Source organism: Colwellia sp. MT41 (assembly GCF_001444365.1).
GTDB classification, from domain to species: domain Bacteria; phylum Pseudomonadota; class Gammaproteobacteria; order Enterobacterales; family Alteromonadaceae; genus Colwellia; species Colwellia marinimaniae.
This window is the reverse complement of record NZ_CP013145.1, coordinates 3964477-3987644: the sequence shown is the minus strand read 5'-3', so window position 1 is coordinate 3987644 and position 23168 is coordinate 3964477. Positions and strand designations below refer to the sequence as shown.

At 39.0% G+C, this 23168-nt stretch carries 24 protein-coding genes and 1 pseudogene; 11 read left to right on the top strand and 14 right to left on the bottom strand.

The window, feature by feature from the left end; genetic code table 11:
- The first annotated feature begins 147 nt into the window (after nucleotides 1–147).
- Nucleotides 148–804, top strand: coding sequence for a lytic transglycosylase domain-containing protein (locus CMT41_RS16900; protein WP_058027923.1), 657 nt, complete (start codon nucleotides 148–150; stop codon nucleotides 802–804).
- Between the two features lie 111 nt (nucleotides 805–915).
- On the opposite strand, the gene CMT41_RS16895 is transcribed toward CMT41_RS16900, so the two are convergent.
- The 4 genes from CMT41_RS16895 to CMT41_RS16880 all read right to left on the bottom strand — a co-directional run bounded on the left by CMT41_RS16895 (nucleotide 916) and on the right by CMT41_RS16880 (nucleotide 4033).
- Nucleotides 916–1470, bottom strand: a complete 555-nt coding sequence (locus CMT41_RS16895; protein ID WP_058027922.1) for a PEP-CTERM sorting domain-containing protein — start codon at nucleotides 1468–1470, stop codon at nucleotides 916–918.
- A 330-nt stretch (nucleotides 1471–1800) separates the two neighbouring features.
- On the bottom strand, nucleotides 1801–2556 hold the full coding sequence (locus CMT41_RS16890) for a TIGR04219 family outer membrane beta-barrel protein (protein WP_058027921.1): 756 nt from the start codon (nucleotides 2554–2556) through the stop codon (nucleotides 1801–1803).
- A gap of 4 nt (nucleotides 2557–2560) precedes the next feature.
- On the bottom strand, nucleotides 2561–3556 hold the full coding sequence (locus CMT41_RS16885; protein ID WP_057182950.1) for a DUF2333 family protein: 996 nt from the start codon (nucleotides 3554–3556) through the stop codon (nucleotides 2561–2563).
- A 33-nt stretch (nucleotides 3557–3589) separates the two neighbouring features.
- The gene (locus CMT41_RS16880) at nucleotides 3590–4033 is read right to left on the bottom strand and encodes a copper chaperone PCu(A)C (protein WP_058027920.1); all 444 of its coding nucleotides are present in this window, start codon (nucleotides 4031–4033) and stop codon (nucleotides 3590–3592) included.
- A gap of 150 nt (nucleotides 4034–4183) precedes the next feature.
- Here CMT41_RS16880 and CMT41_RS16875 point away from each other — a divergent pair, with 150 nt between their 5' ends.
- The gene (locus CMT41_RS16875; protein WP_058027919.1) at nucleotides 4184–4921 is read left to right on the top strand and encodes an enoyl-CoA hydratase-related protein; all 738 of its coding nucleotides are present in this window, start codon (nucleotides 4184–4186) and stop codon (nucleotides 4919–4921) included.
- 24 nt (nucleotides 4922–4945) lie between these two features.
- Here CMT41_RS16875 and CMT41_RS16870 read toward each other — a convergent pair whose 3' ends face one another.
- From CMT41_RS16870 to CMT41_RS16855, 4 genes are all read right to left on the bottom strand, one after another.
- Complete coding sequence (locus CMT41_RS16870; protein WP_058027918.1) at nucleotides 4946–5287, bottom strand: hypothetical protein; 342 nt, start codon at nucleotides 5285–5287, stop codon at nucleotides 4946–4948.
- 38 nt (nucleotides 5288–5325) lie between these two features.
- Nucleotides 5326–5556, bottom strand: a complete 231-nt coding sequence (locus CMT41_RS16865) for a PspC domain-containing protein (RefSeq protein ID WP_057182943.1) — start codon at nucleotides 5554–5556, stop codon at nucleotides 5326–5328.
- 100 nt (nucleotides 5557–5656) lie between these two features.
- Nucleotides 5657–6319 carry a phage shock protein PspA gene (pspA, locus tag CMT41_RS16860; protein ID WP_058027917.1) on the bottom strand — a complete coding sequence of 221 codons (663 nt, stop codon included), beginning with the start codon at nucleotides 6317–6319 and terminating at the stop codon, nucleotides 5657–5659.
- A gap of 83 nt (nucleotides 6320–6402) precedes the next feature.
- Nucleotides 6403–6756 (bottom strand): hypothetical protein, encoded by a 354-nt coding sequence (locus CMT41_RS16855; protein WP_058027916.1) that lies wholly within the window; start codon nucleotides 6754–6756, stop codon nucleotides 6403–6405.
- 591 nt (nucleotides 6757–7347) lie between these two features.
- Here CMT41_RS16855 and CMT41_RS16850 point away from each other — a divergent pair.
- The 7 genes from CMT41_RS16850 to CMT41_RS16820 all read left to right on the top strand — a co-directional run bounded on the left by CMT41_RS16850 (nucleotide 7348) and on the right by CMT41_RS16820 (nucleotide 13796).
- A complete protein-coding gene (locus CMT41_RS16850; protein WP_058027915.1) occupies nucleotides 7348–8004 on the top strand; it encodes a nitroreductase family protein in 657 nt (218 codons plus the stop codon).
- A 362-nt stretch (nucleotides 8005–8366) separates the two neighbouring features.
- Nucleotides 8367–9482 carry a UDP-N-acetylmuramate dehydrogenase gene (gene murB, locus CMT41_RS16845; protein ID WP_058028269.1) on the top strand — a complete coding sequence of 372 codons (1116 nt, stop codon included), beginning with the start codon at nucleotides 8367–8369 and terminating at the stop codon, nucleotides 9480–9482.
- Nucleotides 9475–10476, top strand: a complete 1002-nt coding sequence (gene birA, locus CMT41_RS16840; RefSeq protein ID WP_058027914.1) for a bifunctional biotin--[acetyl-CoA-carboxylase] ligase/biotin operon repressor BirA — start codon at nucleotides 9475–9477, stop codon at nucleotides 10474–10476. Before murB ends, birA begins: the two co-directional genes overlap by 8 nt.
- On the top strand, nucleotides 10473–11222 hold the full coding sequence (locus tag CMT41_RS16835; protein WP_058027913.1) for a pantothenate kinase: 750 nt from the start codon (nucleotides 10473–10475) through the stop codon (nucleotides 11220–11222). Before birA ends, CMT41_RS16835 begins: the two co-directional genes overlap by 4 nt.
- Nucleotides 11223–11337: 115 nt before the next feature.
- Nucleotides 11338–12069 carry a 5'-methylthioadenosine/S-adenosylhomocysteine nucleosidase gene (gene mtnN, locus CMT41_RS16830; protein ID WP_058027912.1) on the top strand — a complete coding sequence of 244 codons (732 nt, stop codon included), beginning with the start codon at nucleotides 11338–11340 and terminating at the stop codon, nucleotides 12067–12069.
- Nucleotides 12070–12132: 63 nt separating this feature from the next.
- The gene (locus CMT41_RS16825; RefSeq protein ID WP_057182929.1) at nucleotides 12133–13098 is read left to right on the top strand and encodes a cobalamin biosynthesis protein CobD/CbiB; all 966 of its coding nucleotides are present in this window, start codon (nucleotides 12133–12135) and stop codon (nucleotides 13096–13098) included.
- 35 nt (nucleotides 13099–13133) lie between these two features.
- Complete coding sequence (locus tag CMT41_RS16820) at nucleotides 13134–13796, top strand: trimeric intracellular cation channel family protein (RefSeq protein ID WP_058027911.1); 663 nt, start codon at nucleotides 13134–13136, stop codon at nucleotides 13794–13796.
- A gap of 68 nt (nucleotides 13797–13864) precedes the next feature.
- Here the strand turns inward: CMT41_RS16820 and CMT41_RS16815 are convergent, their stop codons facing one another.
- From CMT41_RS16815 to CMT41_RS16805, 3 genes are all read right to left on the bottom strand, one after another.
- Complete coding sequence (locus CMT41_RS16815) at nucleotides 13865–14527, bottom strand: lysophospholipid acyltransferase family protein (protein ID WP_057182925.1); 663 nt, start codon at nucleotides 14525–14527, stop codon at nucleotides 13865–13867.
- Between the two features lie 23 nt (nucleotides 14528–14550).
- Entirely contained in the window at nucleotides 14551–14874 is a 324-nt protein-coding gene (locus CMT41_RS16810; protein WP_058027910.1) for a ribonuclease E inhibitor RraB, read from the bottom strand.
- Between the two features lie 100 nt (nucleotides 14875–14974).
- Entirely contained in the window at nucleotides 14975–15550 is a 576-nt protein-coding gene (locus CMT41_RS16805) for a DUF4136 domain-containing protein (protein ID WP_057182921.1), read from the bottom strand.
- Nucleotides 15551–15776: 226 nt separating this feature from the next.
- On the opposite strand from CMT41_RS16805, the gene CMT41_RS16800 reads away from it, so the two are divergent.
- Nucleotides 15777–16667, top strand: coding sequence for a TraB/GumN family protein (locus CMT41_RS16800; protein ID WP_058027909.1), 891 nt, complete (start codon nucleotides 15777–15779; stop codon nucleotides 16665–16667).
- 312 nt (nucleotides 16668–16979) lie between these two features.
- Here CMT41_RS16800 and CMT41_RS18810 read toward each other — a convergent pair.
- Nucleotides 16980–17253: pseudogene (locus tag CMT41_RS18810) on the bottom strand (nitrous oxide reductase accessory protein NosL).
- A 181-nt stretch (nucleotides 17254–17434) separates the two neighbouring features.
- Here CMT41_RS18810 and CMT41_RS16795 point away from each other — a divergent pair.
- Complete coding sequence (locus tag CMT41_RS16795) at nucleotides 17435–17893, top strand: hypothetical protein (protein ID WP_058027908.1); 459 nt, start codon at nucleotides 17435–17437, stop codon at nucleotides 17891–17893.
- A 304-nt stretch (nucleotides 17894–18197) separates the two neighbouring features.
- On the opposite strand, the gene CMT41_RS16790 is transcribed toward CMT41_RS16795, so the two are convergent.
- Both CMT41_RS16790 and CMT41_RS16785 read right to left on the bottom strand, forming a co-directional pair.
- On the bottom strand, nucleotides 18198–18863 hold the full coding sequence (locus CMT41_RS16790; RefSeq protein ID WP_058027907.1) for an ankyrin repeat domain-containing protein: 666 nt from the start codon (nucleotides 18861–18863) through the stop codon (nucleotides 18198–18200).
- Nucleotides 18860–23062, bottom strand: coding sequence for an RHS repeat-associated core domain-containing protein (locus tag CMT41_RS16785; RefSeq protein WP_058027906.1), 4203 nt, complete (start codon nucleotides 23060–23062; stop codon nucleotides 18860–18862). The genes CMT41_RS16790 and CMT41_RS16785 overlap by 4 nt, the downstream gene beginning before the upstream one ends.
- Nucleotides 23063–23168: the final 106 nt, after the last annotated feature.

Here is a 23168-nt window from a genome sequence, read left to right as displayed (position 1 = left end):
ACTATTTTACCCATGACAATTGATGAGGGAAGAATAGAGACATTGAAGTCAGAACAAAAGGAATAGATAGCGATTTTTTATTCCAAAATGGAATATGGGTTTTGGCACGTTTTTGGTTGTTATTAAATACAGGACAATAGAAGCAGAATGAAAGTACTCTTAAATAACCGCTGGCAAAGAATATTCACTGACAGTGTCTGCTTGCTGCTGCTAGTGATTACTGGCGATATTTTTGCCGCAGAGAATAAATTAGCCAATATTTACACCTATAAATCCTCTGCTGGGGTAACGTCATTTTCTGATATTGAACCCATAGGTGTCGATTTTAGTCGTTATCGCGTCGATTGTTATGCTTGTCAAGTCGACTCATTAATTGATTGGCGCCAAGCTAAACTTTATTTACAGCCTTATAAGCAAGATATTAATCAAGCAGCATTAAAGTATGGTATTGATGCCGCCTTTGTCAGAGCTGTTATTCATGCTGAGTCTCATTTTAACCCACAGGCCATTTCTAAGCAGGGGGCGCAGGGGTTAATGCAGTTGATGCCAGCAACCGCCAGAGAGTTAGGGGTAAAAAACGCCTTAAGTGCTCAGCAAAATATTAACGGCGGCGTGAAGCATTTGGCGCGCTTATTAAGGAAATATAAGGGTAATAATGAACTTGCATCGGCGGCTTATAATGCCGGAGAGGGGGCCGTTAAACGTTATGGTGGTATTCCACCTTATAAAGAAACGCAAGTTTATGTCGAGCGGGTGGCTATTTTACACCAGCGTTATGGACGATTTTCCCACCTTAATCGTTAACGCTAGTTATTATCTCACCTCAGTATAGTTACCATTTAACATGGGCAATAAAAAGCCGTGGCTATTCATCATAGTCACGGCTTTTTATTGTTTGAATAGCAAGGCTACTCATTATTTTTTACGTCGAGCTAAACCTAATAAAGCTAGCGCGAATAAAGAAATGGTCATCGGCTCAGGGATAGGTGCAGGAGGAGTGCCTTGAGGTGTATTTGGCGTAGCGCTAAATTCATCGACATGGCTAATTTTGCCCATATGTATTTTTGTAATACTGATTAAGCCAGTATCAGCAAAATCAATAACGGCAAATGATAGGTTGCCAACATTTTCATATAAAAAATGTGTAGCTCCTGATTTTACGCCACCACCAAACTTTAATAAAAAGTAGCCCGGGTCTATTTTTAGCTCGGTTGCATAAATATCACCTTCAATTAACGACCAATCACTTTCTACTGAATCGTATTTATCACCATCATTTAAGAAAATATTATCATGGCCTAAAATATCACGTACCCAAGTTAATTCAGTATCATTACTACTTTTCTCTAACGTCGCGCTCGCAATAAAACGATCTACAGCGCCAACATCGGCAAGTGTTAGTAAAGTGGCATTTGCGTTTATAGAAATTAATAGGGAGAGGATAAAAGTTAATAGCACGCTAAATTTCATGAAAAGTCCTTCAAATGATTATATCTCCACCCGTAGTAGCAAAAACCATTCCAATTTTATAGTGCACTGTTTTTAAAGGATTTATTAATTATGTAAATAAGGAGGTGTAACTAGCTGTAAAAAAAATTGACAGGTAATACGATGAAATAGCCGTTTAGCTGTAGACCCTAACCTAATGTATTATATTTACTTTAGTTGTCGGTAGATAAAATTATTGAGAGCCAGATAATAAAAAGCCGTGGATATTTAGCATATCTACGGCCTGATTATATTTTTACTTGTATTGCTTATGTCTTAGCAAGGGCTATAGCCTTATAAGTGAGCGATACCTTAGAAATGCACAATGGCACCGGCAAAGAAACCGTCATAAGTTAAATCACTGTAAAAGCCATCTAAATCATTTAATTCCATTTTCATGGTGCGATAACCTAAAGTCACGTCAAAATCTACCGCTAGGTTATCTAGAATCGAGTAACTAACGCCAATTTGAGCATCATAAACCGTTTGGTCGTCGAAGCTTAAAAAATTGGCTTCAGCAAATATGTTTAAGCCAGTAAAAGGTAAACCGATAATAGTTGATAGATAAAACATTGGAATAATACCGGAAACATCTAAATCACTTTGCAGTTGAGTTACCTGATCTGCAACTTGAATGTTGGCATCAAGATCACGTGCGGTTATACCGAAATCAAAGGATAATAAATCATTATCAAATACTTCATAATAAAGGGTGTAGTCAACAAAGCTGGCATCAAGGGTGGTATCTAGCGTAGAGCCAGCAGCATAGGATACTTGGTCGAAAGTAAAGCTACTTGTTAATTGCGTACCACCAACAGTATCTAGCGTGGTTGAGGCTATTTTAATATTAGGAATTAATGGAATTGGGTGCTCAAAAGCAACGTAGAAGCTACCTTGCTTTTTATCATCGAAATCAAAAACGGTTTGATTATCAGAACCTTCACCAAAGCTACCGCTGGTTTCGTTAGCCCACATGTGACCACCGATATACAAACCTAATAAGGTATCGGCTTGGGCAGTTCCACACATTAATACTGCTACGCTGGCAGCCAATAAAGTTTTTTTCATGTTGTTATCCTTTGGTTAAAAGTTCATTCAAATCAATTAGTGCCGCATTCGCGCGAGAAATATAATTAGCCATAACTAATGAGTGGTTGGCCAGCAGACCAAAGCCACTACCGTTTAAAATCATTGGGCTCCATAATGATTCTTGGCTCGCTTCTAACTCACGAATAATTTGTTGTAAGCTGATTTTTGCATTTTTGTTCTCTAAAATGCTATTAAAATCTATTTCAATGGCTCTCAGTAGCTGTAGCAATGCCCAGGTTGCTCCTCTAGCTTCATAGAAAACATCATCTATTAGCCACCAACTCGTTTGTAGCTGTACATAAGCATCGCCTTGGCTTGATTGTTCAGCGCGATTATCGCCGGCTAAGTCAGTGTTTACCTGTTCACGAGCAACACTTTGGCTTAAGCGTTGTGAGTAACTACCTAAACGTTTTTGCACTTCGTCAAGATAAGCACGTAAGTTATCAGCTCGAGCATAAAATTGTGCTTTATCCTTGCCATTAGTGCTTACGAGTGCACTGCGGTAGGCATAAAGGTGTTCGATTGCTTTGCCATATTCGGATTCAGCGCTGGGCATGGCCCAATTTCTGCTATCGATATTAAAGCGTGGTTGCGCCTCTTTTAAATGTTTATTCACTAAAGATTGTGATTGTGAGCGGCTAAAATCTTTACGCATGACTAAGGCCATATCACGCACCATTTCCAAGACACCAAATTCCCAAGCGGGCATATTATCTAAAAACACTGATGGCGGCAGGATGTCATTTGATAAATAACCACCCGGCTTATATAGTAATGTTTCACTGACTTTTATTAACGCTGTGGTGGTGGTGTAACCTATTACCGGAGCAACATTTTCAGCTTTGGCAGCTTTTGTTACTTCGGCGTGAAGATTAATGGACTCTGGTTCAATACTCCAATACACACCAAGGCCATAAAGAAGGAAAAATAGGCTAGTAAAAGCCCAGGCAATAATTTTTATAGAGAACATTGTTTTCATAGCCACTCCAAGGATGAAATTGTTAGCATTGTACTATTTATATTTAGAAACAGGTAATTGAATATTAACTTTCGTTGCATTAGTGAAGTGTAATGTTAATGAGATAACATCTTTTTCAGTAACTTGTTGCTTTAATGAAAAAATCATCAGGTGTAAACCTGACGGTTGCAGCACTACTTCACTTTTGGCATTAATGATAACCTGCTCAACTTGCCGCATCGTCATCATGCCGTTAGCCATACTGTGTTGGTGAATTTCAATGCGAGCAGAAAGTTCGCTAGTGATTTTTTGTAATGTTATCGCTTTATTAGCGCTATTGTTTATCGTCATATAAGCCGCGGTAACGTCACTGCCTGGTATACTGGCTCTAATATAACCATCGGTAACAGTGATTGCGCTTGTTGCATAAACATTATTGCTAATGCTGAGCAATAATGCGAAATAGATAAAGAGTTTTCCATAGTGAATATTGATCATTGTAACTATACATCCCTGCTAACAAATATTAAGGTTTGACTATAACTTATACCCGTTACCAATCAAAGTGTACTCTGAAACATGCATCTTGAATGGTCACGGGTATATACCAACCGTATTGGTAAGCCCACATAACTAAACTGGTGACAAATGAGTAACTTGATTTTAACGACAGAAAAACAAGGTGTTTTTACCATCACTTTGAATCGAATTGATAAAAAAAATGCCTTAACTAATGCTATGTATCAGCAACTTTGCCAGCACTTTTCTTATGCTGAGCAAACGCCAAACATTCATTGCTTAGTCATTCAAGGCAATGACAACTGCTTTTGTGCTGGCAATGACTTGCATGACTTTTTACAGTGTTCAGCTGATGATGACTTAGCCGCCCTTAAATTTGTGAAAGTACTGTCAGAATTTACCAAACCGCTCGTTGCTGGCGTTGCTGGCGTCGCCGTCGGTATTGGCACAACGCTGTTATTACATTGTGACATGGTCATTGTTGCCAATAACAGTAAATTTAAACTGCCCTTTACCCAACTCGGTTTATGTCCCGAAGCTGGCTCTAGTTTGTTATTAACGCAAAAAGTCGGTCAAAATAAAGCCTTTGAATTAATGGTGCTGGGTCAAAGTTTTAACGCCGAGCAAGCCTTAAGTTATGGTATTGCCAACCAAGTTTGTCAGCCCAATGAACTTATTGCTCTTACTGCAGAAATTGCCCAAGCGATTGCCAAGTTGCCAGTTGAGTCGGTAATGACCAGCCGACGCTTAATTCGTCAAGGTAATAAATTAGCGTTAAGCCAAGTCATCAGCGATGAAAGCCAAGAGTTTGTTCGCTTAGTGAATACCGATGAATGTAAAAACATTCTGGCTCAGTTTTTTAAATAAGCTGCGCTAATGTGCCAAGAGACACTAAGCATATCGCTTAGTGTCTTTATTACCACTAAATAACCAGATAACGACAGCCATTAATAATATTGGCCAAAATACCCCGATAGTCACCATAGCAATGCTAGCGCATAACACTAAGAAAATAAAAATTAGACTACCAAAAACACTCAAGACAATCGCTAGCGCAATGACAACTATGAGCACAACCACTAACGCTGAAACCCCTATGGCTTTTAATGGCTCAATAACTTCACCATCCATCATCACATGCACGTTCATCAGCTCTAACATGCCAATGCCAAAAACATAGGTTAAGAAAATAGTTGCCACAATGGCTAAAATTAAGGCTTTAAAAAAGCTCATGGTTTGCTCACTTTATAAAGAGGAAAGATCAACAGCCGTTAATAATATTTGCTGTTAGGTAACAATATACTCGCTACGACATAGGCGACACCAGTGACTACGGGCAACATAATTAACGCGGCAATCACCGCAATTCGCACCACTAAACGTGGGTAGTCATAATGTTTGGCAATACCGGCACAGACACCAGTCAACTTTTTATTTAATATGTCTTTACATAATGTTTGACGAACACTTTTTATACTTGAATATTCTCTGTCGTATCTCATGGGAACTCCTTCGTTCACGATATTACTTATACAATATGGAGCCCTCGACTAAACGAGGGACTGTAGATTAATGTTTTAGGCTTAGGCTCTCGCTAATACGTTAACCGTTAACGACCTTTTTTTTCATTTTCGCTAATTCAGCTTCAACGTGATCGTCTTGCTCTAAATCAGCTATTTGCGTAGATAAGTCTTTATTTTCGGTTAAATCATACGATTCAACTTCCGCTTCAAGACGGTCAATTTTTTGTTGGTAACGTTCAAATTTAGCCATTGCTTCATCAATATTGTGAATAACGGCTTTTTCACGTACTTTTAATCTCACTTCCGCTGATTCTTGGCGCAGTAATAACGCTTCTTGACGACGTTTAGCTTCATTGAGCTTATCTTGCAAGCGCTGAGCGTCTGCTTGAATGGCGGTTAATAAGTCAGTTAATGGCGTATTTTCACTATCTAGTTGCGTCAATTCAGCTTGGCACTTATGTTTTTGAGCCAGTGCTGATTTGGCTAAGTCATCGCGCCCTTTACTTAAGGCTATTTCTGCTTTGTTATGCCAGTGGGCGACACCTTCTTGCGCCGACGTTACTTTTCTTGCTAAGGTTTTTTGTTCCGCAATATTTTTGGCTGCAGTTGAGCGTACTTCAACTAATGTTTCTTCCATTTCGCCAATGATTAAACGAATCATTTTTTCTGGATGTTCGGCTTTGTCTAACATGCTATTTAAATTTGCATTAACAATGTCGGTAAAACGGCTGAATAATCCCATATTTTTTCTCCTGCTTATTTTGAAACTTAGTTTGGTATTTAGTTTTGATATCAAACTAGCCATCTAGTTTGATATTCATTTAATTACTGGCTATTTACTTTGTTAACAGTTTTTATTTTTTCATTAACTGCTGATGTGGCTTGTTTTACTTTTTGATCTGCTGTTAGCCAAGTGTCGGCATTATTAATTGAGAAATTGGCAGAAAATGTTTTAATCTCTTTCTCAATGGATTGCTGTAATTGTATATTCAGCTCAGCAATCATTTTCTCTCCTTGAGCAACAATAAAGTCGCTTACGGCATTTTCAATACTGCTGGCTGGTGCTGCATTAACACTAGTGCTTAGCGTGACACCCATTAAAGATCCGATAAAAACTAACGCAAGGCTTATATCTTTAATTTTGCTGCTAGTATTTTTAGTCATGTTAAATGTGCTCATAATAAATTCCTTCTTGTCTTAGTATCTGTTGGCTATAAAGTACTGCTATTTTTTTTGATGTTATGGTTAAACATCGTCTTGCTTGAGTTTAGTATTACAAGGGCTGTGCCAAAGATTTAAAATATGTTAATCGACTGATATTTATACTAAATATATTTTTAGTCGTCTTAGATAAAATGACAAAGACAAAGATAGTTTAACATTTTAGCCAAATTGACTACCGATTTGGTTTATTTGACTAGCTGGTGTTTTGTTGGCCACCTTGAACAAGAAACTGCGCTGTTACCCCGATAGTGGTCACGATAAATTGTTGACTGTGATGTCGGGCTGACAAGGTGCTACTCAATGGCTTTGGTGTCGTTTAAAAGCATTTGGGCAGTCATACTCTGACTAACGTTTGTGCCAGTATTCAATATGGCGGCGCAGTTGCAGCTTGCGGTTTAGCACCAGGCATGGATTTTCCTACTACAATGATGGCTGAGCTATTAGCTGATGTTTAGCGCCGTGATACTGCTTAAGACGTTTTAATTCCAGCTGAATCCAGCATTTTGAGGTAACATGGCTATATATTACTTATTACATGGAATCACTATGACTCACCCCATTATCGAAGATCTAACTAGCCGTCATACGGTAAAAAAATACGATGCTAGCAGGAAAGTTCCAGCAGCAGATCTGGATATTTTATTTGAAGCCATGCGCCTTTCGGCATCATCTATTAATTCACAACCGTGGAAGTTTATTGTCTTAGAAAGCGATGCAGCAAAAACACGCATGAGCAAAACCTTTGTCACTATGCATGAGTATAATAAGAAACATGTTTTTGATAGTTCACAGGTGATTCTTTTTGCTCATAATCCTAAATATACCCGTGACGATTATGCCAAGGTAGTGGATAAAGGTATTGAAGATAAACGTATCTCGTTAGAAAATAGAGCATCAGCATTTGGTGTTTATCTGTTTGCCGAGCTTAATACCGCTGAAAATGGCGATACTAGTACTTGGACTAAAGCACAAACTTACCTTGCTTTAGGTAATACCTTGCATGTGCTGGCGCGGCTAAAAATTGATTCTACGCCAATGGAGGGCATTGATATTGAGTTGGTTAATAAAGAGTTTAGCGAAGAGCTCGATGGCTATCAGTGTGATGTCGCCTTAGCCATTGGTTATCATCACCCGGAGGAAGATTTTAATGCAAAATTACCCAAATCTCGCTTAGCCCTCAGTGAAATATTAGTGCGTATTTAATGGCTATTAAAAGTAAATTTTCCTTGAATTGTGATCATCGATAAAATGAATAATGCAGCACAAGGATGTTTGTTGCAGCAACATAGCTAATTGCAGCTAGGTTGCTGCTAGCCAGTTCACCCTTGTGTTAGTTAAAACACTTCAGGTGGTGTTGCTCTCAATGCTAATAGCCAACTATTGCTCAATCGAGCGCCTTGTCCTGCAATATTTTCCCTAAGCACAACAAGATCACAAACTTAATGAAAATGGTATTACTTTGATTTATTTTTCTTAAGCACAATAAGACCACCAACATAATGAAACTGGTATTCAGCTGATTTTTCAGTACAATAATGATTCTTTCATTTTTCATTCATCTGGCTATGCACTCAAAGTTAAATTACGCCCTACAAAGCAGTAACAGCTTTAATATTAAGGCGAGTTGTCCACAAATTTATTTTCCCAGTAGCTTTGCTGAATTACAGCAATTGCCTGAGTTAACGGCAAAGCACTGCTATATTCTTGGCGAAGGCACTAATACCTTATTTGTTGAACCACAAGCGCCAATTATTATTCAGCCGAAATTCACCGGTATCGATATCATTGAACAAGATGATCATTTTGTTGTTAGGATCGGCGCAGCAGAAAACTGGCATCATTTAGTGTGTTTTTGCCTCGAACAAGGTATTTATGGCTTAGAGAATTTAGCCTTGATCCCTGGTAGCGTTGGTGCGGCACCCGTACAAAATATTGGCGCTTATGGGGTAGAATTGGCAGATTATTGTCAAGAAGTACAATGGTATGAGTTTGCCAGTAAAACCATGCATGTACTTACTAAGCAAGAATGTCGTTTTGCCTATCGCGATAGTATTTTTAAGCAAGAGCGCTATAACCAAGGCTTAATTACTCAGGTAACGCTTAAACTCCCGAAAGCGTGGCAAGCAAATCTTAGCTATGCGGGCTTAGATGCTTTAGCTACGGATAGCACGGCTAAGCAGGTAATGGCACAAGTTATCGCTTTGCGCAGTAGTAAGTTACCCGATCCAAAAGAATTAGCTAATGCGGGCAGTTTTTTCAAAAATCCCATTGTCAGTGCTGCAGACTTTGCTCAGCTGCAACAGCAATATCCAAGTATGCCACATTATCCACAGCCAAATGACCAGATAAAGCTGGCCGCGGCTTGGTTAATTGAGCAAGCGGGATTAAAAGGTTTTCGCCATCACCATGTTGGTGTTCATCGGCAGCAAGCCCTTGTGCTAGTTAATTATGGCAGTGACGTTGGCGGTGATATTGTTAGCTTAGCGAAATATATCCAACGAAAAGTAGCGCAGCAGTTCTCGGTAACGCTAATCCCCGAAGTACGCATGATCACCGAGCAAGGCGAAAGGTCATTTTCATCGCTGAGTGATATTAACCCTATAAGGGATAACACTAACGGTAATAGCACAGCTGGAAATATTACTAACGGCAATACTACTAACGGAAGTAGCAATGACTAAAACGGTAAAAGAGCATTTAATAAAATCATTGGCTGCGGGACAATTTGTTTCCGGGCAATTATTGGGTGAACAGCTCGGCATTAGCCGTACCGCTATCGCTAAACATATTAAAGTGTTAATCGATATAGGCCTAGATATATACAGTGTCACGGGTAAAGGTTATAAACTGGCGCAGCCGCTTTATTTGCTTGATAAAGAAAAAATAATCAGTCTATTGACCAATGAGGCGAGTAAGCAGGCTGACAAAGCAATCGACTTGCCACTGGTTGAAGTGCATAGCTTAATTGATTCTACCAATGACTACTTAATGCGACGCTTACCGAATCAATTATCCCCAGGACAGGTTTGCTTAGCTGAATATCAAAGTGCTGGCCGAGGACGCCGAGGTAGACAGTGGATTTCACCTTTTGGCTCGCAAATATACTTGTCTATGTACTGGTACTTAGAGCAAGGTTTATCAGCGGCTATGGGGCTAAGTTTAGTGACGGCATTAGCGGTAAGTGATGCGATAAAAGCCCATAGCAATGTGCAAGTTCAGCTGAAGTGGCCCAATGATATTTACCTTGATGGGGTAAAACTGGCGGGCATTTTAATTGATCTTGAAGGGCAAGCGTTAGAGCCTAGCCATAGTGTTATAGGTATTGGTTTAAATCTTCATATGCCCTCATCAGCGGGAAAATTAATTACCCAAAAATGGACAGATCTACAAACACACAGTAAAGTGAAAATTGATCGAAACGCCCTCAGTGCGCAACTCATTAGTTGTTTACGACAGCGCTTGTACCACTATCAGCAAACAGGTCTAGCGCCGATGTTAGATGAATGGCATGCGCTTGATGCTTTTCTAAATAAGCGGGTCAAATTGATTACCGGAGCACGGATCACCCACGGAATATGTCGAGGTGTGAATAATCAAGGTGCTTTATTATTGGAAGTTAATGGCCAAGTGAAACCGGTATACGGCGGTGAAGTGAGCCTTAGGATTGATGAATGATAATATTAATTGATATCGGCAATAGCCGAACGAAATATGCTCAGCTTAGCGCAGGAAAATTATCCGCTAGCGTGCAGCTTAATAATCAAGACTTTAGCGTTGTTTACTTTGTTAAGCACTTTAGCCATGCCAGCCAAGTAGTAGTCGCTAATGTGGCTAAGTCTGCATTAACCACTGAGCTTGCTCACTGGTGTACCGAGCAAAAAATCAGCTTTAAACAAGTGCATAGTGAACAACAAAAAAATGCTTTGCTGTCGGCTTATCAACAGCCAGCAACTCTGGGTATTGACCGTTGGCTGGCGCTATTAGGCACAATACACCTTTATCCTAAAGAAAATGTGCTAATCATAGATGCGGGTACGGCCACTACCGTCGATTTACTGGCAAGTAATGGTCAACACCAAGGTGGTTGGATATTAGCGGGTATCAAGGCATTATTTAACAGTATTTTAACTCATAGCACCTTAGTTCATGCTGAAAATAAAACACTACCAAGCTTAGCATTTGGCAGCAATACTAGTGATAATGTTAATAATGCTTGTTGGGCAGCAACCTTGGGTATGATTACCCAAGCGATTGTACAAGCTCAACAATTAGCTGACATTGATCGCATTATCTTAACCGGTGGTGATGGTCTGGCTTTAACGCAGTTATTACTTGCACAGAGCAGTGAACAGATTATTGCTGTACACAACATCCAATTTATCGATAACCTTATTTTCTACGGTCTACAAGAGTACAGCTAATCATAGCACCGTATGTTGCTCACATAAGCGCAGTGAAAAATAGCGTATGAATTACTTATGCCGGGTTAGAGTAAGCAATTATCATTTATTTTATTAAACAGAATTAGGAATTACCATGAAAGCAGGAATTATTGGCGCAATGGAGCCAGAAGTTGCTATTTTAAAAGCAAAATTAACCGATGCTAAAACCACTGAACATGCAGGCTATACCTTTTATCAAGGTCAGTTAGCGGGCAGTGATGTGGTTATTGTGCAATCGGGTATCGGCAAGGTGGCGGCAGCGTTAGCAACGCTAATATTGATTGACCGTTTTCAAGTAGATTACGTGGTGAATACCGGCTCTGCTGGTGGCTTTGATGCGAGCTTAAAAGTGGGCGATATTGTCGTCAGTTCTGAAGTTCGTTATCACGATGTGGACATAACCGCATTTGGCTATGAAATTGGGCAATTACCGGGCAATCCAGCGGCATTTATGCCCCATAGGGACTTGGTGGCAGCAGCCCAACAAGGTATTGAGCAATTAAGCAAAACAGCGGAACAGAATATTAAGGCGGTCACCGGTTTGATCACCACAGGTGATACCTTTATGACCAAAGAAGAAGATGTCGCTAAAGCTCGGGCTAATTTCCCCACTATGGCTGCGGTTGAAATGGAAGGTGCTGCTATCGCGCAAGCGTGTTTACAGCTTAAAACTCCTTTTGTTATTATCCGTTCACTTTCTGATATTGCCGGTAAAGAATCTCCTCATACCTTTGATGAATATTTAGCAACCGCGGCAGTAAATTCCTCGCAGTTAGTGTTGAATATGCTGGAGCAGCTTAAAGGTAAAACACTAGGCCCTGCTTAAGCCCTTAGCGGGTATTGGCGAATAACTACCGAATCATGACTGAGTGATTTAAAAGGATAATCAATGACAGTATTTAGCGAGTTAATGCCGTTTAGCTATCATGTGTTAATCCTTATGGTGGTGCTGGTGATAAAATTTACGGTAAGTCATTTTGTCGCCCATGAACCATTACGCATATTTCAATTTTATTGCTTACAGCTAGGTAATAAAGTCAATAACAGTCACCATAGTACTCAGCAGCAAACTATCGCTGGTTTGTTAGCATTATTGCTCACCTTGGTACCAATAGCATTTATTTTATGGCTATTCGCTGACTTTGTCGCGGTAGATTATCTGTGGCAAGGTTTACTACTTTATTTTGCCCTAGGCAGTCTTAACCTAGGGTCAATAAATAAAACCATAGCCCAAGCTTTGGTTGCTAGACAGAACTACTTAGCTAAGCAAATACTTCAGCCTTGGCTATTAAGAACCACAGCGCCGCTTTCGCCAGTGGGCTTGAGTAAATCCGCCATTGAAATGCAGCTGTTACGTAGTCTGCAGCAAGTTTATGTGGTTAGCTTGGTCTTTGTTACTTGTGGCCCGTTAGCCGCCTTCAGCTATCGGTTAATGCTAGAAATGCATTACTGTTGGAATACTAAGTTAGTGAAATTTAAGCATTTTGGTTTTTATCCTCAGCTATTTATTCAGCTAATCCAATGGCTACCTAGTCGCTTGATGGCGTTATTGATATTACTGACTTCCTTAGGGCAAGGTACTTTATTGTCTTGGCGATTAACACGCGGCCATTTTTTTCAACTTAATAATAACTTTATTATTGCCGTACATGCTTATGTACTGGTGGTAAAGTTGGGCGGCGTGGCCATGTATCAAGAAGAAAAATTAAGAAAAATCACCTTTAATGATCTTGCCAAGCAGCCCGAGCCACAAGACCTTATTAAAGCGAACAGAAAAGTTAATTTTTCTTACTATAGCAGCTTGTTTTTGCTGGTTTTGTTAGCGCTAGGCTGGCAATTAATTACCAGTAATTAGATACTGATCAACTCTTTAGTTAATTTGGTGTTTTCATGAGTGAACTTTTATATTATTTAGATATCTTTGGCATCATCGTTTTTGCCCTTTCCGGTGCCCTTATGGCTGGACGATACCAACTCGACCCTTTTGGTGTAGTAGTGCTGGCTTCAGTCACTGCGGTAGGTGGCGGTACTATTCGTGATGTTATTTTGCAAACACCGGTATTTTGGGTAGTTAAGCCTTTCTATCTCTATGTGATTTTAGCGACAGCCATACTGACCATAGTATTTATCAGACAACCGAAACGAATTCCTAAGCGTTTTTTATTAATTGCTGATGCCTTGGGTTTAGCCTTATTTGCCGTGCTTGGTACACAAAAGGCGCTAGTTTTGGGTGCGCCGATTCCTGTTGCTATCGTCTTAGGAACTATAACTGGCGTCGCGGGTGGTATGATTCGCGATGTTTTATGTAACGTCATTCCGATGATTTTACGAGAAGAAATTTATGCGTTAGCGGCGATTTTAGGCGGTGGCTTATTTGTCTTTTTACATTGGCTTAATTGGTCTGATAGCAATGCTATTATTACTTCTATAACCGCGGCACTTATTCTTCGTTTAGCGGCTATTTATTGGCATGTTTCTTTACCGGCTTTTCATATTATTGAAAAGCCGAAAAATGAAAAGCCGAAAAAAACCCATGATAAAGAAAAAAAGTAACTATTTCTTAGTGTTACTAGCAACTAGACATAGGAGCACAACAAAATAATGAGTAGTTAATTAAGCCATTATGTTAACTGGCTAAAAGCTTTATTCATTGCTTGGTGAGTGTGCTCGTACCAATTTTCAGTAATGGTAATTGCTGGTAACGCTTCTATTTTAATGGTGCCTGAAGTCGCCGTTTTATTGGACTCGTTATAGACATCTAAAATATTTTTAATAACAACGGGCTGCGCTTTAAGCTTAAGCTTTTCAACCAGTAATTTTGCTCCCGCTTCAAAGGGCTCAATTTTACCTGATTGAGAGCGAGTCCCTTCGGGAAAGATGATTATTTTTTTACCTTGGCAAATTTTTACGTCTTTTAACAGTTTAATAATGGCACGGCGGTCTTTTTGATCAACGGTGATGTGGCCAACCCGATCGACAATGCGCGACACTGGCCATTTGTCCATAATACCGGTGCGGCCAATAAAACGTGTATCATTGCCCACGACTTCTTCAAGGGCGAAGATGTCTAACATGCTTTGATGATTAACAATTAAAATATCAGTATCCGCATCTATAGTGCCGATGAGGCTAACACGGGCACCAACACTGCGTACAATGAGCGTGGTAAAAATTCGACGTAATCGGTTGAATATTAGGCCATGGCGTTTACACAAAGACAAGGCAACAGACTGGGCCGCTATGGCGACATACATGGTGTATTTTTTTAAATAAAAGCTAAACATGAATAGAATGCAGAAGCGCTAAACTAGGCTTCAATCCCCCAGCCATCGTTATAACCAGACAAATTGGTGGCAATTTTTTCAAGAATTTCTTCTTGTGCAACAATCGCTTGATGTGTTGGCGTCATAACCACGGTGCAATCTACATCCCAAACATTAGGGCTTTCATCAGGGTGTACGTGACACTTTACTGTCGGTAGGTGTTCTTTTATATGATCTGCCATGGCTTGTGCTTGGCCTTCTTGTTCGAACAAATGAAAGAATACCACCTCATGTGATTGACTCAAGTCGATACCTGCTTGCTGCATTTCGGCTAATACTTGGCCTGTTTCATCATCTGGAAAGTTCATATAAAAATAATATAGTTATGCTATTAGGGGCGAGTATTATAAAGCGGTAAAATCGCCTTGAATAGAGCTCACCGTAAAAAAATATTGTTCCGACGGATTTTTATTTTCTTGGGTAGTGCATTAGCATGTTATTAACAGCGGCCATCACTTTTTTATTGAGCTCTTGACTATTATCTTTTACTTTGAATTTTAATGGATAAATACTACGCCATACGGAGCGTTTTCTTTTAGGATCCACTAAATCAATAATTAAACCACCTTGATAGACATGCCAATCAATATTGTTTTTCTGCCAAGCATTGGCCCTAAGACAAGGGGCACAAAATAGTACTGCTTTGTTATAGTTTAAGTAATCTTTGGGCTGTTTTTTAACTAGGTGATAGGTGACAATGATGTCGGCACTGTCGAGATCGCTATAGTGAAAATCTTGTGCGTCTAGGTTTTTTTCAATAGCAAGCTCAATGCTACCACGTTGTGCATGTGGTAAATTTTGACTATCAAAAAAGGCCGAGCCACTGCGGTAAAAACTGTAAGTTTTAACCTGTGAAAAATCGAAGTTATTATAATAAATCACCGGATTTTTAATTGAGCTACAGCCAGAGACACTGACAACTAATAGACAGATGAATATTAGCTTTATCGGTGACACTATAGTGGTAAGAAAATTTTTCAACACAGAGTCATAACACAGTAAGTAGTAAAGCCTTAGACTAACAACTGGGCTAAGGTTTGAACAGATAAACCTTTAACTCACGGTAAATTACTTAGCGCTTAACGGGCACAGTATTAAATGAAATTGCCTTTAATATGGGGGTAAACACCCTAGGGTGTTGGTAGACTTAGCCCTGATCCGTTATAACACCGAGCAAGAATTTTCTCCTGTAAATAATAAGGATATACACATGATTAAAACCCTAAGTAAACATTTGTTCATTGCCACATTATTTACCACAATGAGCCTGGTCTCGTTGACCGCTTTAGCAGAGTCATCCGTGTGGAAAATTAGCAAAGGCAATGATCATATTTTCATTGGCGGCACTGTGCATATTTTACCACCATCAGAATTCCCATTACCGGTAGAGTTTGATAAAGCGTATAAACAAAGCGATAGCATAGTGTTAGAAACGAAATTACCCGATGTTAGTGATATCGATTTTCAGATGAAGATGATGCAACAGATGGCTTATGGTAATGGCAAGACTATCCGCGATTTTATCTCAGCGAAAACACAACAAAAGCTCAGCCAACACATTTCTGCCTTAGGCGCTGATTTAGCTATGTTTGAACACTTTAAACCGGGTTTTTTGATCACTATGCTGGCGTTATTAGAAGCGCAAAAAGCACAGTTATCAGGAGAAGGGGTTGATATTTTTTACAGTAAACAAGCGAAAGCGGATAAAAAATCCATAGCGTATTTGGAAAGTGCAGACTTTCAAGTGAATATGATTGCTAACATGGGCATAGGTGATGAAGATCGTTTTATAAAATCAAACCTTGAGCAGATGAAAGACTTTAAATCACTGTTTTTAGCTTTACTTAAAGCGTGGCGAGCAGGAGACGAAGCGCAACTTAACAAATTGGCTATTGAGCCGATGTTAGATGATGCTAAAACCATTAAAACCTTGCTTACCGATAGGAATAAAAATTGGCTGCAACACATTGAACGTATGTTTGCTGGCAATGGCAGAAGCAGTGATAAAGAGTTCGTATTAGTTGGTGTGGCGCATTTAATTGGTGATAAAAGTGTCTTGGCGTTATTGAAAGCGAAAGGTTATCGCGTAGAGAAGTTATAATTTTTCATGACAAGTAGTAACAATAATACGTGCCTATGTATATGGATCAGGTTCGTCATGCCCGTGGTATTTTAATCGGACGTGCCATGGATGGTACTTAGAAGACAATGCAGACGGTACAGGAAGTACCTTATTAGAGAATGCAGGAGCATATTCTCCTGGATCCAGTGTCTAAGTGGCAGTGGATCTTCGATCAGAAACCTCGAAGATGACGATTACAGCTAACCCCTGAATTAGCTACAGAGCCATGGAATAATAGGTAAACTTGCTGATCTAAGGTGAATTGACTTAGCAAGTAAAATCATCGACGATTTACCAAAGCGCGTCTTGAACAATATCTTTAAAGCTAAGCACCTTACCGCCAAACTCTTTGGCAAAAGCTTGCGCATCACTTTGTAAACTAAAACTAGCTAGGGTTTCCCCCATGGCGCCGGTTTTTCGAGCCAGTGACAAACCAAGCGGTTTTAGCATCCATAAAATATCTATCATCAATGCTATCACTGTCCCAAGGCATTTTGCTCATATCGTGTACTAATATTTTGCTGATATTGTGGGTGTTTTCTGGATCAAGGTAGTAGCTAAACATGTCCTAGTTGAACAAAATTTAAAAACTTTATCGCCTTGCTCTTTCATAAAACCTTATACATTTTATGGGAATAGAGACATAGGTATATAACTTAATATTTAATTTTCAATCATTGCTTTACTTCAGCTGAAAAAGAACTTTTAATAGATAGTTAAGTGCACAACCAGTTAGGCAAAAGCATATGTTTTCAGTACATGGTGATTGGCAGATTTTAGTCAAAGGTAATTATGTCTTACAGTGGTTTAGTGGTTGCTGGAATGAAGAGGCGGCTATGCAATATTGCCAAGAATTTAGCAAAAAGACATTACCCTTAAAAGGTAAGCAGTGGGCCATTCTCTCTTTTTTTTACGAGTGGGAGTTAGGTGTTCCTGAAATAGAACCGCATATCGTTGAACATTGTCAATTATTTAAAAAAAATGGCTGTATCAAAGACTGTCATATTTATACGCCAGCGGCAACGAAGAACATGCAACTTGAAAGTATGATTCCGCAAAGTGAAGGTGATTATCAACGACAAGTCTTTCTTGGCATAGCCGATGCCATTGCTTGGTTGCAAACCAGTAACTTTACAGTCGAGGTTCACGAGTTTTTAAGCAGCCTCCCCAATAGAGCTAATGAGAGCGAAGAGAAAAAGTTTTAACATAATAAAAAACTAGTCGTCTTTGACTGGTTTAGAACTGCTTTACGCTACGTAATTGACTTCGACAATAACGCTGCATGTAGCTTATTAGAGAATGCAGGAGCATATTCTCCTGAATAATTATTCTCTTCAATCAATGTATTGCCTAAAGGCGTTTCTAATTCCAGTTGCATCTTGAGCTGGCTTGGGTATAAATGAACACTTGTTTATACTGATATAGAACGCCTAATTTAGTAACTAGCTGAAAAGTTGAGGACAATTAACGGTTATTTTTAATTGCCCTCATCAATAGCATATAGCTAATTTATTTTTTAGATAAACACTGCTCTATTAAACCTACTATTTCATTGGTTGACATTTTCTTCGCAATATCTAAAGTTGTTAAACCATTTGATAATATAACATCACTACAGCTAGCTCCTTCCATTAATAGCAAGTTAACTAATTCGGTATTTTTAGTCATTATCCCCAACGTTAAAATGTTCCAGTAATGAGGTTCAGCTTTAGAATTACTATCTTCAACTCTGTCGCAATTTACAATTTTAGGTTTAACTTTAAGATTTATATCAGCACCTTTGGCTATTAACTCTTTAACAATTTCAATTTTTCCACAATTTACCGCTATCATTAGCGGGCTAAGCCCATCTTTTGATCGTTCATTGATATTAGTAAATAAAGAAATAATCTCGTTATACAGCTCAGGTTTAGCAGATAAAGCAATATAAAGTGCATCAAACCTGATCTCTGGGGAGTCATTGTTTTTAATGAATTCAATATCTCCTATTGAAGCAGCAAGAATTCCTTTAGTCGGCCAGTATGCACCCTTTTCACCTTTCCCCGAGAGATACAGCTTTACTTTTTCAAGTTCACTACCCTCAATGTTAAAGTTTAAATCATAACAATTAGCCAAATTAGTCTTAGCAAAAGTAGTGCTCGATATACATAGGACTAATATTAAAAAATATTTCATGGTTTATTAACTCCGTTGATAAAGTTCTGTAATACCTGTTCTGGCGTGCTGTTTCTTGCTCCATATTGGTTCCAGTCAATTCTAAGGTTTTGCCACGCTATAACCGAGCCCTGAGCGCTCACTATATGCATATTAACTTGCTGAAAATATTCTATATCTCTCAACCCTAAAAGTAATGTGTTTTTAAGTATGCCCGCAGATATACTCCCCAAGTTATAACCATTTTGTACAGCAATCAAAACACTAGTTTGCGTTTTATATGCTTCTAATAATTGAGCTATAAGCGTTAAAGTATTCACTTGTTCAGAGTTTAAATTATAGCTACATGGAGAATTACTCCCACCACTATCACGAGGCCCATCATCCGGAAATCCACCTTTAGGTCCTAATCCTAAAATGTCTACAAAGGTCAGCGGGTTACTCAAGACATAGTTATAAGTATTGATACCGCCATTAACCCCAATAGGGTCACTTTGTAAGTAACGACCTATAGTGGCGTCGTAATCGCGAAAGCCGTTGTACCAAGACTGTTTTTCTTCATCCCAGTATTGTCCCGGAAAACCTATATTCAAGTTACCTATGTCATCACGAATTACTTCGCGGTCAAAGGCTTTGTTATTGGCTTGCCATACGGTGTTTTGATGTTTGTCTGTCACAATTTCAGGTCGACCTAAATGGTCGGTATGAACATATAACATTTCTTTATGTGATTTCTTGTGTTTGTATTGGTGCTTTGAACTGTTTTTCTTCGACTTACCTTTTCTATTGTTGCCCTTGTTATTATACAGCGCCACTAATTGATCATTAAGGTAAATATACTCTTTGCTAATGTTGCCGTTGTTACTTTCAGCGAGCAGTTGACCTGCAATACCGTAGATATAATGGATTACAGTACCGTCATCAAGTGTTTTGCTTACTCGTTTTCCGTGGGCATTGTATTGGTAATAGGTTGATTTGCCATTTACGGTTGATTTAACCATGCGATTTTCAGCATTGTAAATGAAGGCTTTGTTAACGCTGTTTTTGTTAACGTTAGCTTTGTTAATATTAGTTGTGTTGTCAGTAACTATATTACCATTGACATCGTAACTAAATACACGCTCGCCATTGGTATTGCTTACTGATAATAAGCGGTTAGAATCAGCGGCAAGCAGGTATTGGTCGCTGTTGGCAAAACGCTCTTCCGTTAAGCGGTTACCTAAACTGTCGTATTGATAGCTAGCGAACTCATTACCGGCAATAACCGTAAGCCTGTTAAGTACATCGTAAGCAAAGTTATTAATGCGGTCGTAACGCAGGTTTTCTAACGAAATAATATTATTTGCTCTGTCGTATTGGTAACGTAAGTCTTGTACGTTAGTGGCTAAAATACGACTAATACGCTGTTTGTTGGTGTACTGAATAGCACGTTGTTGACCATTGCCAAAAGTCCAAAATTTTATTGCGCCAAACGATTTATACGCAATATTACTCACCAAGGTTTCGTCATTAGCCTTTACTTTAATTACCTCGCCTAACTCGTTGTAACGGTAATTAATTTTTAAGCCACTGGGGTAAGATATCTGCCTAACTAAGCCCTGCGTATTGTATTTATAACTGAGTTTATATTGACTATTCGCTAAGGTGATTTCTTTAGACTTTAACGCGCCCGTTTTATGGTAACGATAGCTGGTTTTACCACTTAAATCGTTTAGTTGGCATAATTTACCCGTACCATTTTTACACTGATCATAGCTATATTTATAAAGCGTATTTTCATTGTGATTTGTTTGAGTAATACGTCCTAGTATGTCGTAACTAAAGGTAAGGGTAGTTCCGTCAGCACGGGTATGGCTCAGCTTGTTTCCTGCTTCGTTATAACTAAAAGTACTGATACCGCTATCAGGGCTATTCAGTTCAATAAGTTCAGCAAAATCGTTGTAGTTATAAGTGGTGCTATTACCTCTTGCGTCAGTAATACGCGTTATTAGATTTTGTTGATTATATTGAAAATAGGTCGTTTGATTATCGGCACCCGTTTCCGCTATTTTGCGGTTTAAGCTGTCGTATTCGTAACGAGTCACTTTGCCTTCGCCATCAATGGCGCTTACTAAGTTATTATTTGCATCGTAACTAAAGCTGCCAACAATGTCACCACCTCTGTTCACTTGAGTTATTCGGCTAAGGGCATCATAAGATTTGTTGATGTTAGTATCAAACAAGGTTTCTTGAACGAGTTTTTCAGATGCTGAGCAAGCTAGTTCATTTTCATTATCCTGATTGTAGTCATCGTCATTATCAGCAGAGCATCCCTCAGAAAATGTCCATGCTTGTTCGTCTTTTATGTCGGTTTTTTCTACGACATTGCCTGCAGCATCTAAAGTAAAACGAATTTCATCACCTAATGCATTGGTGTGCCCTGTATTTTGATAAGCATCGTTATAGTGATAGTAGGTTTTAGCGCCATTTGCCGCGGTAGTTTCAATTAATTGATTTAAACTGTTGTAGCTAAATTTAGTTTTTTGATTACCTTTGTTTTTGTCTTTTACTTTAGATTCAATTAAACGACCTTTGTTGTCGTATTTAAAGGTGGTTTTTACCCCATTAATACTTATTTTATAACCTGCTTTGCCTAACGCATTATAATTGCCGTATTTTTGATGATGCCCTAAAGCATTGCTTACTTTTAAAAGGTAGCCTTGCTCGTTGTATAAACGAATGACGACATCTTGGTCACCACTTTTAGGACCATTGCTTGTGCTTTGTTTTATATTGCCGTTGTCATGCAAAATATAGCTATAAGCCCAACTGCGCACTTCGCCAGTATTGTTCGCGGTAGTGCTTTTTTCAATGAGTCTAAAGTTTTCATCGTATTGATAATACGTTGTTGTATGGTCGGTAGTTTTACTTAAGGGCAAGGGGTATTGATTATGCCATTGGTAATGAGTAGTTTGCGCATTAGCAGTACCAAACGCTACTGTTTTTTGCTCTAACAAACCACGACTGTTAAAGTCAAAGTCGGTTATATTACCTTGCCAGTCGGTAATTTTGTCTTGGTTACCAAAAATGTCATAACTATAGGCTTTATTTGCCGCATAACATGCACCTGACTCATGACCTTCAATAAAGGTAGGCAGTTTTTTACCGTTAATGGTAGTGAAGTGGTAGGTAGTTTCTTTACCTAAAGAATTTTTAACCGTGGTACTTTCGTTATCATGGTAGGTAAACTCTGTGCGTTCTGCGCCACCAGCATGTTCACTGAACATAGCACGGGCTTGATCATCATATTGCCAACGAGCATAGTTTATATTGTTAATATCAATACGGGTTAGTGCCCCGTTATAACGTTCATCTTCATAGTAATATTGATAGCGAGTGCCATCGGCTTGAGTTACCGATGATAAAAGATTATTTGAGTATGTGTATTGATATTCAACACCCTCAACCGATATTGCTGCAACTAACTCTTGCTCGTTATAGGTTATGTTTAAAGACTTACCGCCAGTGCTGTTAATTTGAACCAGCTTATTGTCTTGATAACGATAAAATATTCCTTGGCGTTGTACATTAAATTGCGAGCTAATTTTACCCTCTAACGTATAGTTTTCAGTAATACCTTTGTCACTTTGAAATATCCAAAGTTGCGCATCATTAACAAAATTAAATAAAGCTACTCGACCATCTAAGTAATGCCAGTTGGTTGTAGTAGTACTATAAAATAAATTAATACTACTACCATTGGCTCTATATAAGGTGGCATAAGCGGCTTCACCAAGTGAATTTTTTTGTATACTTATGCTTAAGTCATGGTTTGTCTGCCACTTACTACCCAGCATACCTGTACGGTTTTGTGTTTGGCTGTAAAACCTTTCAATATTTAACCAACCGTTAGAGGAGGTATGATCAACACTGTGCTGATACTTTTTACCAGAAGCGATTAAAACAGGGTTACCGGCACAGCTATTTTCTACAGGTGGTGTTGTAGGTGGCGTGTAAGAACCACCACCACCACTTGGGGGAGGAGTGTAAGAGCCGCCACCTCCGCCGCCGCCACCACCACCATTAATCCAACAAACTTGCTGAGAAACCCAGCCACCCCCCGAGCTTGTTCGTACTCTAGCACATTCGACACCCGGAGCACCTGCATTAACCGTATGACTAAAAGTGGTTAATAGGGACATAATACTTAAAAAGGTAATGCTTATTAAGTTGATTTTCATACTTATCCTTAGTATTTTTATTATTGAATAAAGAAATAACATATATGCTTAATAAGGAAGGGAGCGCTGATTTTTAACATACGCATCCTTGCGAATTGAGGTTTTA